13 protein-coding genes and 2 pseudogenes are annotated in these 12,893 nt (G+C 73.4%); 6 read left to right on the top strand and 9 right to left on the bottom strand.

Going from position 1 to position 12,893, the window contains the following annotated elements; translation table 11 throughout:
• From FH969_RS13625 to FH969_RS13615, 3 genes are all read left to right on the top strand, one after another.
• A partial coding sequence (locus FH969_RS13625) for a DNA/RNA helicase domain-containing protein (protein ID WP_139987682.1) occupies nucleotides 1–240 on the top strand: 240 nt, incomplete at its 5' end.
• A 64-nt stretch (nucleotides 241–304) separates the two neighbouring features.
• On the top strand, nucleotides 305–538 hold the full coding sequence (locus FH969_RS13620) for a FitA-like ribbon-helix-helix domain-containing protein (RefSeq protein WP_139987680.1): 234 nt from the start codon (nucleotides 305–307) through the stop codon (nucleotides 536–538).
• Entirely contained in the window at nucleotides 535–1,005 is a 471-nt protein-coding gene (locus FH969_RS13615) for a type II toxin-antitoxin system VapC family toxin (RefSeq protein ID WP_281285385.1), read from the top strand. Before FH969_RS13620 ends, FH969_RS13615 begins: the two co-directional genes overlap by 4 nt.
• Nucleotides 1,006–1,149: 144 nt before the next feature.
• Here FH969_RS13615 and FH969_RS13610 read toward each other — a convergent pair whose 3' ends face one another.
• A complete protein-coding gene (locus FH969_RS13610; RefSeq protein ID WP_180359813.1) occupies nucleotides 1,150–3,777 on the bottom strand; it encodes a glycoside hydrolase family 95 protein in 2,628 nt (875 codons plus the stop codon).
• A gap of 56 nt (nucleotides 3,778–3,833) precedes the next feature.
• On the opposite strand from FH969_RS13610, the gene FH969_RS13605 reads away from it, so the two are divergent.
• The gene (locus FH969_RS13605; protein ID WP_180359812.1) at nucleotides 3,834–4,730 is read left to right on the top strand and encodes a FadR/GntR family transcriptional regulator; all 897 of its coding nucleotides are present in this window, start codon (nucleotides 3,834–3,836) and stop codon (nucleotides 4,728–4,730) included.
• A 786-nt stretch (nucleotides 4,731–5,516) separates the two neighbouring features.
• Here the strand turns inward: FH969_RS13605 and FH969_RS13600 are convergent.
• From FH969_RS13600 to FH969_RS13585, 4 genes are all read right to left on the bottom strand, one after another.
• The gene (locus FH969_RS13600; RefSeq protein WP_139987674.1) at nucleotides 5,517–6,830 is read right to left on the bottom strand and encodes an L-fuconate dehydratase; all 1,314 of its coding nucleotides are present in this window, start codon (nucleotides 6,828–6,830) and stop codon (nucleotides 5,517–5,519) included.
• A complete protein-coding gene (locus FH969_RS13595; protein ID WP_139987673.1) occupies nucleotides 6,827–7,516 on the bottom strand; it encodes an aldo/keto reductase in 690 nt (229 codons plus the stop codon). The genes FH969_RS13600 and FH969_RS13595 overlap by 4 nt, the downstream gene beginning before the upstream one ends.
• Nucleotides 7,441–7,791 carry an aldo/keto reductase gene (locus FH969_RS16085; RefSeq protein ID WP_342777035.1) on the bottom strand — a complete coding sequence of 117 codons (351 nt, stop codon included), beginning with the start codon at nucleotides 7,789–7,791 and terminating at the stop codon, nucleotides 7,441–7,443. Before FH969_RS16085 ends, FH969_RS13595 begins: the two co-directional genes overlap by 76 nt.
• A gap of 105 nt (nucleotides 7,792–7,896) precedes the next feature.
• On the bottom strand, nucleotides 7,897–8,619 hold the full coding sequence (locus FH969_RS13585; RefSeq protein ID WP_108718986.1) for a DUF4386 domain-containing protein: 723 nt from the start codon (nucleotides 8,617–8,619) through the stop codon (nucleotides 7,897–7,899).
• Nucleotides 8,620–8,684: 65 nt separating this feature from the next.
• On the opposite strand from FH969_RS13585, the gene FH969_RS13580 reads away from it, so the two are divergent.
• Nucleotides 8,685–9,365, top strand: a complete 681-nt coding sequence (locus FH969_RS13580) for a TetR/AcrR family transcriptional regulator C-terminal domain-containing protein (protein WP_139987670.1) — start codon at nucleotides 8,685–8,687, stop codon at nucleotides 9,363–9,365.
• A gap of 8 nt (nucleotides 9,366–9,373) precedes the next feature.
• Here the strand turns inward: FH969_RS13580 and FH969_RS13575 are convergent, their stop codons facing one another.
• Together FH969_RS13575 and FH969_RS13570 are read right to left on the bottom strand one after the other, a co-directional pair.
• Complete coding sequence (locus FH969_RS13575) at nucleotides 9,374–10,234, bottom strand: alpha/beta hydrolase (RefSeq protein WP_139987668.1); 861 nt, start codon at nucleotides 10,232–10,234, stop codon at nucleotides 9,374–9,376.
• Nucleotides 10,235–10,247: 13 nt separating this feature from the next.
• Nucleotides 10,248–10,670, bottom strand: coding sequence for a YccF domain-containing protein (locus FH969_RS13570; protein ID WP_370445277.1), 423 nt, complete (start codon nucleotides 10,668–10,670; stop codon nucleotides 10,248–10,250).
• Nucleotides 10,671–10,935: 265 nt separating this feature from the next.
• On the opposite strand from FH969_RS13570, the pseudogene FH969_RS13565 reads away from it, so the two are divergent.
• Nucleotides 10,936–11,484, top strand: a pseudogene (locus tag FH969_RS13565) (formaldehyde dehydrogenase, glutathione-independent); the annotation flags it as partial.
• 465 nt (nucleotides 11,485–11,949) lie between these two features.
• On the opposite strand, the gene upp reads toward FH969_RS13565, so the two are convergent.
• Both upp and FH969_RS15335 read right to left on the bottom strand, forming a co-directional pair.
• Nucleotides 11,950–12,585: a uracil phosphoribosyltransferase gene (gene upp / locus FH969_RS13560; protein ID WP_108718989.1), complete on the bottom strand. Its 636-nt coding sequence runs from the start codon at nucleotides 12,583–12,585 to the stop codon at nucleotides 11,950–11,952.
• An 80-nt stretch (nucleotides 12,586–12,665) separates the two neighbouring features.
• Nucleotides 12,666–12,893 (bottom strand): annotated as a pseudogene (locus FH969_RS15335) (hypothetical protein); the annotation flags it as partial.

Here is a 12,893-nt window from a genome sequence, read left to right as displayed (position 1 = left end):
GGGCCCGACCTGGTGTGGCGCGGCGAGGCCCGGGGTGGCGCCGGCGGGTGGGTCGCGCAGCGCGAGGGGTCGAAGGACCCGGCGTTCCGGTCGCGGACCGCGGTCGGCGGTGAGGAGTTCGACCGCCTCGTGCGGCACGTGTACAAGGTGCTGCTGACCCGCGGGCTGAAGGGCACGGTGCTGTACTCCACCGACGCCGAGACGAGGGCGATGCTGCGGGGGCTCGTCGGGCCGCGGTGAAAGGGTACGCGCCGACCGGAGATCGATGCATGCACAATGCATGCATCGGACGTACGATGTGGTCGTGTCAGTCAACGTGACGATCCGCGACGTCCCGAACGACGTGCGCGATGTGCTGGCGGCGCGCGCCGCGCGATCCGGGCGGTCGCTGCAGGAGTACCTCAAGCTGCAGCTGGTCGACCTGGCCTACCGGCCGCTCGCCGTCGAGGTCATCGCGGACCTGCGTCGCCACGCGGCGTCATTGCCGCCTCTGGACCCCCAGGCGCTCATCGACGACATCGCCGCTGACCGTCAGTGAGACGCAGCACCGACCCGCCAGGGACTTCCACCGATGGTCCAGCCAGCACCGCGAGTCGGCTCGTCGTCGATGCGTCCGCCATGCTGTCGATCGCGCTGGTTCCGGGTCCGCGCGCAGACGAACTCGCATCCTCTCTGAGCGAGTCCGAGCTGCACGCGCCCGCGATCCTGCCGTTCGAGATTGCGAACGTGCTGCGCCGAAGACGCCTCGCCGGGCTGCTGTCGGCCGACGCGGCGCGCAGCGTCGACGCCGGCCTGTCCAGACTTCCCGTCGAGCTGTGGCCGTTCGACCTGGTTCGCGATCGTGTGTGGCACCTCGCTGAGGTGATGAGCGCCTACGACGCTAGCTATGTGGCGCTCGCGGAACGCCTCGGAGCCCGACTCATCTCGATGGACCGCCGCCTCGCGCGAGCTCCTGGAGTGCGGTGCGACGTGCTTGTTCCGACGGACAGGCCCGACGTGAGCTGAACCGCGAGACGGTGCGGGTCATGCCTTCGCGTCGCGCGGCTCGGCGCGGCGCGGCGCGGGTGCGGGTCGGTGCGAACTGTCCTGTCGCTCGGGACGAAGATCACCTCGCGAAAGGACGGAAATCCTCTCGCGAAAGGTCGGGGATCACCTCGCGAACGGGGAGGTCGCGGTGCCGGCGGGGAGTGCGACCACGAACCCGCTCGTCCCCGTCTCCCGCCCCTCGCCGCCGGGCGCGAGCACGCGGACGGTGACGTCGCGGTCAGCGGTGAGCGTCGCCGTCGTGAGCGCGCCGTCGATCCACGCGAGGTCGACGGTGATCCCGCCGCGGGCGCGCAGACCGCGCACCGATCCGCTCGGCCACGGGCAGGCCGGCAGCAGACGCAGGAGTCGCACGCCGTCCTCGGCCACCTCGTGCGACTGCAGCAACGCCTCCACGACTCCGGCCGTGAAGCCGAAGTTGCCGTCGATCTGGAACGGCGGGTGCGCGCACAGCAGGCTGCGATAGACCCCGCCGTCGAGCACCGTGTACGCCGCGGCGTCGTCCGCGGGGTTGAGGAACCGGCGCACCGTCGCCGCCACCTGGTCGGCGTCGAGCAGCCGCGCCCACAGCGACAGCCGCCACGCCAGCGACCAGCCCGTCGACTCCGGCCCGCGCGCCTCGAGCGTGCGCCGTGCCGCGGCCATCAGCTCGGGCGTCGACGGCGTGATCTCGCGCCCCGGGAACAGCCCGATGAGGTGGGACTGGTGGCGGTGGTGCGGGTCCTGCTCGCGCGGGTCGTCCGACCACTCCGCGATCCGGCCGTCCGCCGTGACGCGTGTCGCGGGGAGGCGGTCGAGGGCGTCGCGGACGCGCGCGAGGAACCCGGGATCGGCGCCCTCGCTCTCGCCGTCGCCCGCAGCGAGCAGCGGCCCGACGGCGAGCACGCCGTCGAACAGGTCGCGTACCAGCGCGAGGTCGCTCGTCGTGCTGGTCGAGAGCGCCCAGGGCGCGCCGCCGGCGTCGAGGAACAGGTTCTCCGGACTCGTCGACGGACTCGTTCCGAGCGTGCCGTCGGCCTGCGGCTGCAGCCACGCGAGCGCGAACTCGACCGCGCCCGCGACCACCGGCCACGCGCGGCGCAGCGTCGCGACGTCGCCCGTGAACTCGGCGTCCGTGAGCAGGTGCCGCGCCAGCCACACGCCGCCCATCGGCCAGAACGACCACGACGGGTCGTCGACCCCCGCCCCGACCGGTCCCGCGAAGCCCCACCGGTCCACGTTGTGGTGCGCCACCCAGCCCGGCGCGTCGTACAGCGTCCGCGCCCAGCCCGCCCCGCTCACCGCGACGCGCTCCAGCCACGGCAGCAGCGGCTCGGCGCACTCGGCCAGGTTGGCGGTGTGCGCGGGCCAGTAGTTCATCTCGGTGTTGATGTTGACCGTGTAGTCGCAGCTCCACGGCGGCGTCACCGACTCGTTCCACAGCCCCTGCAGCGTGAGCGGCTCCGAGCCCGGGCGCGACCCCGAGACGAGAAGGTAGCGCCCGAGCTGGAACGCGAGCGCCGTGAGCGCGGGATCCTCGACGCCCTCGGAGTGCGCGCGCAGGCGCGCCTCGGTCGTCGCCTCGGGGTCCGGTGCGGGACCGAGGTCGAGCGCGACGCGGTCGAACAGCGCCGCGTGGTCCGCCTCGTGCGCCGCGCGCAGGGTCGCCGGGTCGGCATCGGCTGCGGCCTCGGCCCTCTCGCTCGCCCTGGTCAGCAGGTCGGCGGCGTCGCCGCCCGGCACGACGGCGTCACTCGCCGTCGCGAGGAACACGCGCACCCAGGTGGCGCCCCGGACGCGCAGCGCCTGACCATCTGGACCGACCGTGCCACCTGCAGCGACCGTGCCGTCGGCTTCCACAGAGCCGTCGGTGCGCAGCGCGACGGCGACCGCGGCCGACGTCGACTCGCCGTCGTACCGCACGATGTCCGGGCCGTACTCGATGTGCCCGGGCGTGCCCCATCGGTTCGGGCGCACCTCGGACGGCATCGCGGTCGTCAGCGTGAGAGCGGCCGCATGCTCGCCGGTGGCCGTCGCCTCGGGCGCGGCGACGGGGTGCTCGCTCGTCAGCCGGATCGTGAGGTCGGTCAGCCGATCGAAGGCTCGGGTGGTGACGAGCACCTGCGCTGGCGCGCTGACGAACGTCTCGACGACACACGCGCCGTCCGCGGTGGACCAGCCGTGGCGCACGACGGCGTGCCCCAGGTCCAGCTCGCGGCGGTAGTCGGGCGGGCGTGCTTCGGCGGCAGGGGTGGATGCGGAGTCGTCGGACGAGTCGGCGGCATTCCCTCGGCGCGACGTGCCCAGCGCCTCGCCGTCGGGCCCGCCGCCGACCTCCAGCCACAGGTCCACGAGCGGCTGGTACGCCTGCGCGAACCCGGACTGCAGCGCGCGTACCGCCGCGTCGGCCGCGGGCAGGTCGCCGCGCTCGAGCGCCTCGCGCGCCGACTCGAGCAGCTGCGGGCCGTGGGCCGGCGGCGAGCCGGCCGCCGTGGCGGGCGAGCCCGACCAGAGCGTGCCGTCGTTGACTTGGAGCCGGTCGCGGGCGACGCCGCCGAACACCATCGCGCCGATCCGCCCGTTGCCCACGGGGTAGGCGTCGGTCCAGGCCTCGGCTGGGCGGTCGGCGAGGAGGCGGAGGGCGGGGGAGGAGCTGGCGGCGAGCCCGACGTCGCGGGCTGCGGCCGTGGTGTCGGAAGCGGCGGCGCTGGTCTCGGAGGCGGAGGCAGCGGCGAGAGACACGTCGTCGGTCACAGACTCGACGCTAGCAGTCATCAGATGATTTGCCAGGGGCTCGCTAGGATCCCGACATGACGGGCCCCAGCACGCAACCGACCGCGCACCCCACCGCTCCGACTACCACTCCGCCCGCCACTCCGACCACCACTCCGCCCGCCACTCAGACCACCACTCCGCCCTTCATCCAGACCACCACTCAACCCACCGCGCGCCCGGGCACCCAGACCGACGCGGTGATCGAGGGCGTCCGTGCCATGATCCGCGACGGTCGCCTCGTGGCCGGCGCCCGGCTCCCGGTCGAGAAGGACCTCGCCGCCTCGCTCGCCGTCTCCCGCGGTTCGCTGCGCGAGGGCGTGCGGGCGCTCGTCGCGCTCGGGATCCTGGAGACCCGGCAGGGCGACGGCACCTACGTCACGTCCCTCGAGCCGCACCGCGTGCTCGGCTCGGTCAACGTGCTCGCCGACCTGCCCGCCTCCGCTCACGACGTGCACCTCGCGGCGGTCCGACGTGCGCTCGAGGTGGAGGCCGTCGGGCTGGCGGCCGCGCGGGCGAGCGAAGCCCAGCTCGAGCGCATGGCGCACGTGCTCACCGAGGTCGAGGCCGTGCTCGCGCGGGACTCGTCGCCGTCCGAAGGCGACGGCGGTGTCGATGGCGATGGCGATGGCGATGGCATCGCCGAGAGGCGAGTCAAGGCCGCCGTGGCCGCCGACTCGGAGTTCCACCGGCTCGTCGCCGAGGCGAGCGGCAACGCTCCGCTCGCCGCACTCATCGACCACCTGGTGGGCCAGACGTTCCGCGCGCGCGTGTGGCGCGGCCTGAACGAAGCTGGCGCCACGGGGTTGGCCCATGCTGAGCACCGCGCGATCCTCGCGGCGCTGGTGGCCCACAATCCGGAGCGTGCCCGGCTGCGGATGGGCGGCCATCTCGCCGGGGTGGAGGAGTACCTCGAGCAGCACCCGGGCCACTAAGGGGGCCGGTGTCCCGGCCACTCGCCGGGGTGAAGGAGTACCTCGAGCAGCACCCAAGCAGGCACGGGTCCGATGGCGAGCCTCGTCGCGCATACGGCCTGGGTTGCCGCCCGCGGTGCGGCGCTGGCGGCCGGACCATCGAACGCGATGACAGCCCTGTGGCTGCGGTCGCGGTGCACGGTGCGTGCGAAGGCAGCGGCGATCCGCACCACTTCGCCACTTCTCACGGCTCGGCCGCCACGCACGAAGTGGCAATCCGCGCACTGCACAGCCACAGCGCTGTGGCTGTGCAGTGCGCGGGGACCTCGGTAGCAAGGCCATGAGATCGCGCGAGAGTGGCGGGATATCGCCGCTCGTGGACGTTCGTCCACCGATGCGGGGACAGACCGGCAGTCGCAGTGCTGTCACAACGCGCTGCGAGCTCATGGCCGGGGGTGGCGGCGCGCGCCCGGCGTGCGCTCTCCCGGAGCTGTGGCGGGTGACCTGGCCTGTTGTCACCCGGAGCTGTGGCGGTGACCTGGCCTGCGCTTACGCGGAGCGAGAGCTGGGTGACCCCCGCGGGCGGGCGCGCGACCACACCGGTCACCTACAGCGTGGCGCTCGACGGGGGTGACCCCCGCGGGCGGGCGCGCGACGCCGTGGAGCCGGCATAGACGCAGCTGGAGCTGTTGCAGGCATTGGAGCCGCTGAGCCGGCTGAAGCCGCTGAGCCGCTGGAGCCGCGAGTTTCGGCGGACGCACTGGTGGTCGAGCGCGCCCTCTCACCAGACGTGGGCGTGCGCGTCGATCAGCTTCGCCACTCAGCGCCGTCGGGGTAGGAAAAGGCGGCTACCGAGTCCGGGTGCATCCGGGCGGAGTAGCCGGGCGCCGTCGGGAGCGTGTAGTGCCCGTCGACGACGACGCACGGGTCTGTGAAGTGCTCGTGCAGGTGGTCGACGAACTCGGTGACGCGGTTCTCCAGCGAGGTCGAGATCGCGATGTAGTCGAGGATCGACAGGTGCTGGACGAGCTCGCACAGCCCCACGCCGCCCGCGTGCGGGCAGACCGGCACGCCGAACTTCGCGGCCATGAGGTAGACGGCGAGGATCTCGTTGACCGACGCGAGGCGCGCGGAGTCGAGCTGGCAGAAGTCGAGCGCCTGCGCCTGGAACATCTGCTTGAAGAGCACGCGGTTCATGCCGTGCTCGCCCGACGCGACGCCCACGGGCGCGACGGCGCGGCGGATCGCGGCGTGGCCGAGCACGTCGTCGGGGCTGGTGGGCTCTTCGATCCAGAGCGGCCGGAATGGCGCGAGGTGCTCCATCCACATGATCGCCTGCGGCACGTCCCAGACCTGGTTCGCGTCGATCATGAGCGCGGCGTCCCAGCCGATCACCTCGCGCGCGATCGTGAGCCGGCGGACGTCCTCGGCGAGGTCCGCGCCGACCTTGAGCTTGACGTGCCGGTAGCCCTCGTCGATCGCCTCGGCGAGGAGGCGGCGGAGCTTGTCGTCGGAGTAGCCGAGCCAGCCCGCGCTCGTGGTGTAGCAGGGATAGCCGCCACGCGCCTCGAGGTCGGCGATCCGCATCGCCCGGGTCGGCTCAGCGGCGCGCAGGATCGCCAGCGCCTCCTCGCGGGTGAGGGCGTCGGAGAGGTAGCGCAGGTCAGCGACATCGACGAGCTGCTCCGGCGTCATGTCCACGAGCATGCGCCACAGCGGTTTGCCGGCCCGACGCGCGGCCATGTCCCACAGCGCGTTCATCACGGCGGCCATCGCCAGGTGGACCACGCCCTTCTCGGGCCCGAGCCAGCGCAGCTGCGAATCGGCAGCGAGCTCGCGGTACACGGCGCCTAGGTCGTCGAGCGCCTCATCGACGTCGCGCCCGACGAGCGGGAGTGCGCGCTGCCGCGCTGCCTCGACACACAGGTCGTTGCCCCGACCGATCGTGAAGGTGAACCCGTAGCCGGTCAGGGGCTCGCCGTCGGGCCCGGCGGCGTCCGTACCGAGGACGACGTACGCGGCCGAGTAGTCGCCGTCCTTGTTCATGGCGTCGGAGCCGTCGAGCGTGCGCGAGGTGGGGAAGCGCACGTCGTGCACGCGGACGCGGGTGATGGTGCTCATGCGGGGGTCCCTCCGGTGGGTGGGGCGTCGAGGAGGCCGGCGGCCACGAGGTCCGCCCACAGCTGCGGCGGTGCGGCGGCGTCGTGGTTCGCGACGGCGGCCGCGACGTGCTCGGCCGTGCGCGTGCCGAGCACCACGGAGGCCACGACGTCGAACGCGAGCGCGTACTGGACCGCCACCTGGGGCAGGGTCAGGTCGTGCCGGGCGGCGACGGCGGCGATCGCCCGGGCGCGCTCCAGCAGCTCCGGCGGCGCGTCGTGGTAGTCGAACGACGCACGCTCGGGCACCACGGGCCGCGCGAGGATGCCGGAGTTGTAGACGCCGGCGGCGACGATCGCGACGCCGGCCGCGCGCGCCGCGGGGACGAGGTCGAGGAGCGCGCCGTGGTCGAGCACCGTGAGGCGCCCGGCGAGCATCACGGCGTCGATGAGCCCCTGCTCCACGAACCGGGTCGGCATCGCGGACTGGTTCATCCCGACGCCGATCGCGCGCACCACGCCCTGGTCACGCAGCTCGGCGAGCGTCTCGACGCCCGTGGTCGACGCGGACGCCTCGTGGTCGTCGGGGTCGTGGAGGTAGACGACGTCCACGCGGTCGGTGCCGAGGCGGGTCAGGCTCTCCTCGAGCGAGCGCAGCACGCCATCACGGCTGAAGTCCCAGCGCCGGCGGGTGGTGGCCGGGACCACGAAGCCCTGGTCGTCCGTGGCGTCGGCCGTCCCGGGCTGGGTTCGAGCAGTCGTCCGACCTTTGTCGAGAGCACGACGGTGTCGCGTGGGTACGCGGCGAGGGCGCGACCCAGGCGTCGCTCGGACAGGCCGAGGCCGTAGTGGGGCGCGGTGTCGAAGTAGCGGATCCCAGCATGCCACGCGGCATCAACGGCGGCAGTGGAGTCCTCGTCCGTGGTGGCGCGGTTGAGGTTGCCGAGCTGGGCGGCTCCGAAGCCGATCTCGGTGAGGTCCACGGCGGTGCGGGGCAGCAGGCGAGTGCGCACGATCCCTCCCAAAGGTTGGATCAATGGTGGCACAGTGCGGCTCGATGACGAAGCGCTCACCCAGGGTGGACGCCGTCATGCGGGATCGGCGGCACGCTCCCGCGGCACGGGATCGTCGGTGCGCATGGTGCTGGGCGGGGGTGCCACGCGCAGCCCGCGCACCATGAGGAGCACCGCCAGCCACACCTCGAACGCGAACACCGGGGCGGCGCACGCCCCGGCGACCGCACCGTTGAGCGGGATGGCGCCGAACAGCTGCGCGAGGTTGCTCGTGAGCACGAGGCCTCCGCCGGCGAGGCCGAGCAGCGCGAGCGCCCGGGGGACGGCGCGCGAGTCCAGCAGTAGCCAGCCGAGGACGATCGTGTTGACGCTGATCACCAGCCCCTGGCCGACAAGGAACGACGCCGTGTGCACACGGTCGAGGGCGTCGCCGATGACGGCGGTCAGGTCGGCCGTCGCACCGTCGCTGGCAGTCGTGCGGCCGTCCGGCGCGCTGCCGACGCTCGCGTCGTGAAGCCACGCCGTCGCGAGCATCGGCAGCGTCCCCGCGAGGATCACGGCGGCCTCGACGGTGCGCAGGAGCGCGAAGGTGGCGGCCCGCGCCGGCCCCGTCCCACGCAGGAGCAGCCAGAGCAGGACGCCCGTGCCCACGCATCCGACGGCGAGCCCGAGCTCCAGCAGTACCCCCCACGCGAGCAGCCCGGAACCGTAGGCGGCAACCGCGAGCACCGAGGTCACGTGGGTCGTGAGGTAGAGGACGCCGGCCGCTGCTGCGTGGGTCCGAGGGGTGTGTGCCATGCCGTCCTCCGTGAGGTGTACGCAGTAAACTCCCGACTCGGCGAGCGTAGGTTTACGCTGTACACATGTCAACGCCCGGACGTCGACCGCTCGATCGCGACCGCATCGTCGACGCCGCCGTCGCCCTCGCCGACCGTGACGGTCTCGACGCCGTCACGATGCGACGGCTCGGCGACAGACTCGACGTCACGCCCATGGCGGTCTACAAGCACGTGACCGGCCGGGAAGAGCTGATCGATGCGATGCTCGACCGCGTCGTCGCGTCGATCCCCCCGGCCCGGTCCGGAGCGTCCTGGCGCGACGGGACCCGCGACCGCGTCCTCACCGCCCGCGCCGCGCTGCGCTCACACCCCTGGGCGCGGGACGCGATCGAGACGCGGCGGCTCGCGAGCCCCACGGTGCTCGCCTACCTGGACTCGCTCATGGCGACGATGTTCGACGGCGGGCTGTCGGCCGATCTCGTCCACCACGCGATGCACGCCCTCTCCACCAGGATGTGGGGTTTCACCCGAGACGTGCTGCCCACGCCGGCGGTTCCCGCCGATCCGACCGAGCGCGCGCGCGCGATGGCAACCTTCGCAGTGACCTACCCCGCGATCGTGCGGATGGCGACAGCTGCACAGCACGCCGGCGCGGGCTGTGACGAGGACGCCGAGTTCGCCTTCGCGCTCGACCTCCTGCTCGACGGCGTGCAGCGCCGCCACGACGACGGGTGGTCGCCCGCCGTGGCCGCCGCCAGGCGGTAGCGGCTGCGTCAGCCGAGGCGCTCGCCGCTGATCCACCCGGCGCGGGCGAACCAGCGCTCGCACAGGCCGGTCCACTCCACGGCGTCGTCGGTCGGCACGACGGCCGGGTCCGCCGGCGAGGGGTCGACGCCCGGCCGCGCCAGGCCGATGCCGTGCCGCCCGTGCGCGAACACGTGCAGGTCGACCGGGACGTCCGCGTCGGCCAGCGCGGCGGTGTAGCGCAGGGAGTGCGAGAGCGGCACCGCGCCGTCGTCCGCGGTGTGCCAGACGAAGGTCGGCGGGTGCGCTGACGTGACCAGGCGGTCGGGGGAGTGGCGCAGGCGCTCGGCGACGCTCGCGTCGGGCCCCAGCAGGTTCCGTGCCGAGCCCTCGTGCGTCTCGTGCGCGAGCGAGATCACGGGGTAGCCGAGCACGAGGCGGGCGGGCCCCACGCCGTCGCGCACCGCGTCGGTGGTGAGGTGCGCCGCGAGGTGGCCGCCCGCGGAGAACCCGATCACCGCGACACGTGAGGCGTCGACGGCGAGGCCGTGCTCGCCGTCGCGCACCCACGCCAGCGCGGCGCGGGCGGCGTTCAGCGGCGCGGGGTGCGGGGTGAGCACGGGGTAGCGCAGGACGAACGCGTGCATCCCGAGGCCGGCCAGCCAGCGGGCGACCGGCTCGGCCTCGTGCTCGCCGTAATGGCCGTAGCCACCGCCCGGGAGCACGAGGACGGCGGGGCGCGGGGCGTCGGCGGCGGAGGCGGTGGTGGTGACAACGACGGTGGTGGTGACGGCGGAGGACGCTGGGTCGGACTGGAGCGCGGGGTACACCGTGACGCCCGCGGGCGCGCTGGTGGGGTCGGCGGGCGCGGCGAAGTCGGTCGTGCTCATGGTCTCGGCGCCCTCAGACCGCGAGCGTGTCGCCGTAGGTGGCGAACGGCCGGTCGCTCGGCACGATCTGCTTGCCCAGCGGTGTGAGCGTGATCGGGATGAGCTTGATCTCGGCGATCGCGAGCGGGATGCCGATGATCGTCACGGCCAGCGCGAGCGCCGAGGCGATGTGGCCGATCACCAGCCAGATGCCCGCGACGACGATCCAGATGACGTTGCCGACCGCGGAGGCGACGCCCGCCGTCGGGCGGTCCACGGCGGTGCGGCCGAAGGGCCAGAGCACGAAGCTCGCGATCCGGAACGAGGCGATGCCCCAGGGGATCGTGATGACGAGGATGAAGCAGATCACGCCGGCGAGGGCGTACCCGAGCGCCATCGGCAGCCCGGCCAGCACGAGCCAGATCACGTTGAGGACGAGCCGCAGCACCTGCTTCATGGGTCCATTGTGGTGGGCGAGTCGGCCGCTCACGACGTGTGCCGAACCGCGCGCTGATGCGTCGCCGTCGGGGGAAAGGCCGATCCGGGATCGACGCGGGTGGGAGGGCGTGCACGCGGCGACTCGTCCGTTGCACATTTGTTTGGCCGCCCTGGCGGTTCCTTGACCCGCATGCCTCGGGTCGGAGCGTCCCCGACGACCCGCCGCGGCTCCAGCCGCGGCTTCCCGTCGTCGCGCGGACGACACGCCTGCGGTGACCCCGCGGATCGTGGGCGACCTCAACGAGGAGCGGCTCGCGCAGGCGCGCTCGTTCGGCTGCGAGACGATCGACGTGAGCAAGGGCGACCCGGGTGAGCAGATCGAGCAGATCCTCGGTGTGCCCGAGGTCGACGCCGGCGTCGACGCCGTCGGGTTCGAGGCGCGCGGACACGGGTCGGACGCGAGCCACGAGGCGCCCGCCACGGTGCTCAACTCGCTCATGACGATCACGGCCGCCGGTGGCGCGCTCGGCATCCCCGGGCTCTACGTGACGGGCGATCCGGGCGGGATCGACGAGGCCGCCAAGACCGGCTCGCTGTCGCTGCGGCTCGGGCTCGGCTGGGCTAAGTCGCTGTCCTTCACCACGGGCCAGTGCCCGGTGATGAAGTACAACCGGCAGCTGATGACGGCGATCCTGCACGACAAGGTGCAGATCGCGAAGGCCGTCAACGCCACCCCGATCACGCTCGAGGACGCCCCGCAGGGCTACGCCGACTTCGACGCCGGCGCGGCGAAGAAGTACGTGCTCAACCCGAACGGGTACATCTCCAACTGACGCAGGTCAGGAGGCGACCGTCGGTCGCATCGACCCCGGGGGCGGTGGCGCGTGGCGCCGCCGCCCCGGGCGTGCTCGAGGGGATCGGCGCGGCCCGCGCGGCGGGGCCGCCGCGCGGGCCGCTGGCCCCGGGGGGTGGGCACGGCGTGCGACGCCGGGTCTCGCGGACGGCGGACGGGTGCACAGCTGCGGACGCCTGGTGCACAACTGCGGACGCCTGGTACACACCTGCGGATGAGTGCTGGCGGCGGCTGCAGGCGTAGCGCCCTGACCTGCGATGACGCGCACGAGGCGGTCGCGCCCGACTGCCCGCGAGGGAGGTCGTCCGCAGGTGTGACGGGGGTGCCGCAGGAGTGAACGGCGGCGTGCGGAGGAGCGATGGCCGCCCACGCCGAGGGCCGGCTCGGGCTCAGTCCCCGCCGAGGGCCGGCTCGGGCTCAGTCCCCGCCGAGGGCCGGCTCGGGCTCAGACCACGCCGTAGAGCCGGTCTCCCGCGTCGCCGAGTCCCGGCACGATGTAGCCCTTGTCGTTGAGCCGCTCGTCGACGGCGGCCGTCACGATCGTGACGTCGGCGTGGTGGCCGACGGCGGCCTCGACCGTGGCCAGGCCCTCCGGCGCGCACAGCAGCGTGATGCACGTGACGTGCCGCGCGCCGCGCTCGATGAGGTACTGGATCGCCGCGACGAGCGTGCCGCCGGTGGCGAGCATCGGGTCGAGCACGTAGCACTGCCGGCCGGCGAGGTCGTCGGGCAGGCGGTTGGCGTACGTGATCGCCTCGAGCGTCTCCTCGTTGCGCTGCAGCCCGAGGAAGCCGACCTCCGCCGTCGGGAGCAGGCGCGTCATCCCCTCGAGCATGCCGAGCCCGGCGCGCAGGATCGGCACCACCATCGGGCGCGGGTGGGTGAGGTGAGTGCCCAGGGTGCGCGCCACGGGCGTGTCGATCTCGACGCGCTCGACCGCGATCTCGCGCGTCGCCTCGTACGCGAGCAGCGTCACGAGCTCCTCCGTCAGCTGACGGAACACCGGGGACGGTGTCGACGTCTGCCGCAGCACGGTGAGCTTGTGGGCGACGAGCGGGTGGTCGGCGACGTGGACGCGCATGGCGTCAGGCTATCGGTCCCAGCGGGCGCCGATCCGTCGATCGGACGCTCGTGCGACCCGGCACCCGATCGGTCCCGCTGTCAGGCGCGAGTCGCCGCCACCACAGGGCCGATGCCCTCGTTCTCCTCCACGGCGATCGCCGCCAGGGCGGGGATCGCGGCGTCGCGCTCGGCGTCGACCGGCGCGAGGGCGCCGTCGGCGAGGCCGTCGGCCGGCCCGGCGAGAGCGACGCCGTCGACTCGCTCCGCGAGCTCGCGGACCTGGCGTCGCCAGGCGATGCCCAGCGGCACGGCCGCCCCGATCCAGGC

Origin of the sequence: Miniimonas arenae (genome assembly GCF_006351005.1) — a bacterium.
GTDB classification, from domain to species: domain Bacteria; phylum Actinomycetota; class Actinomycetes; order Actinomycetales; family Beutenbergiaceae; genus Miniimonas; species Miniimonas arenae.
Note: the sequence above shows the minus strand (reverse complement) of the source record. Positions and strands in the feature narration are given on the sequence as shown.

Bases quoted from the DNA above. Each gene is read 5' to 3' on its own strand.
- FH969_RS13575 (WP_139987668.1), bottom strand. From the start codon at position 10,234: ATGAGCACGACCGACTTCGCCGCGCCCGCCGACCCCACCAGCGCGCCC.
- FH969_RS13600 (WP_139987674.1), bottom strand. From the start codon at position 6,830: ATGAGCACCATCACCCGCGTCCGCGTGCACGACGTGCGCTTCCCCACC.
- FH969_RS13580 (WP_139987670.1), top strand. From the start codon at position 8,685: ATGTCAACGCCCGGACGTCGACCGCTCGATCGCGACCGCATCGTCGAC.
- FH969_RS13570 (WP_370445277.1), bottom strand. From the start codon at position 10,670: ATGAAGCAGGTGCTGCGGCTCGTCCTCAACGTGATCTGGCTCGTGCTG.
- FH969_RS13585 (WP_108718986.1), bottom strand. From the start codon at position 8,619: ATGGCACACACCCCTCGGACCCACGCAGCAGCGGCCGGCGTCCTCTAC.
- upp (WP_108718989.1), bottom strand. From the start codon at position 12,585: ATGCGCGTCCACGTCGCCGACCACCCGCTCGTCGCCCACAAGCTCACC.
- FH969_RS13605 (WP_180359812.1), top strand. From the start codon at position 3,834: ATGACGGGCCCCAGCACGCAACCGACCGCGCACCCCACCGCTCCGACT.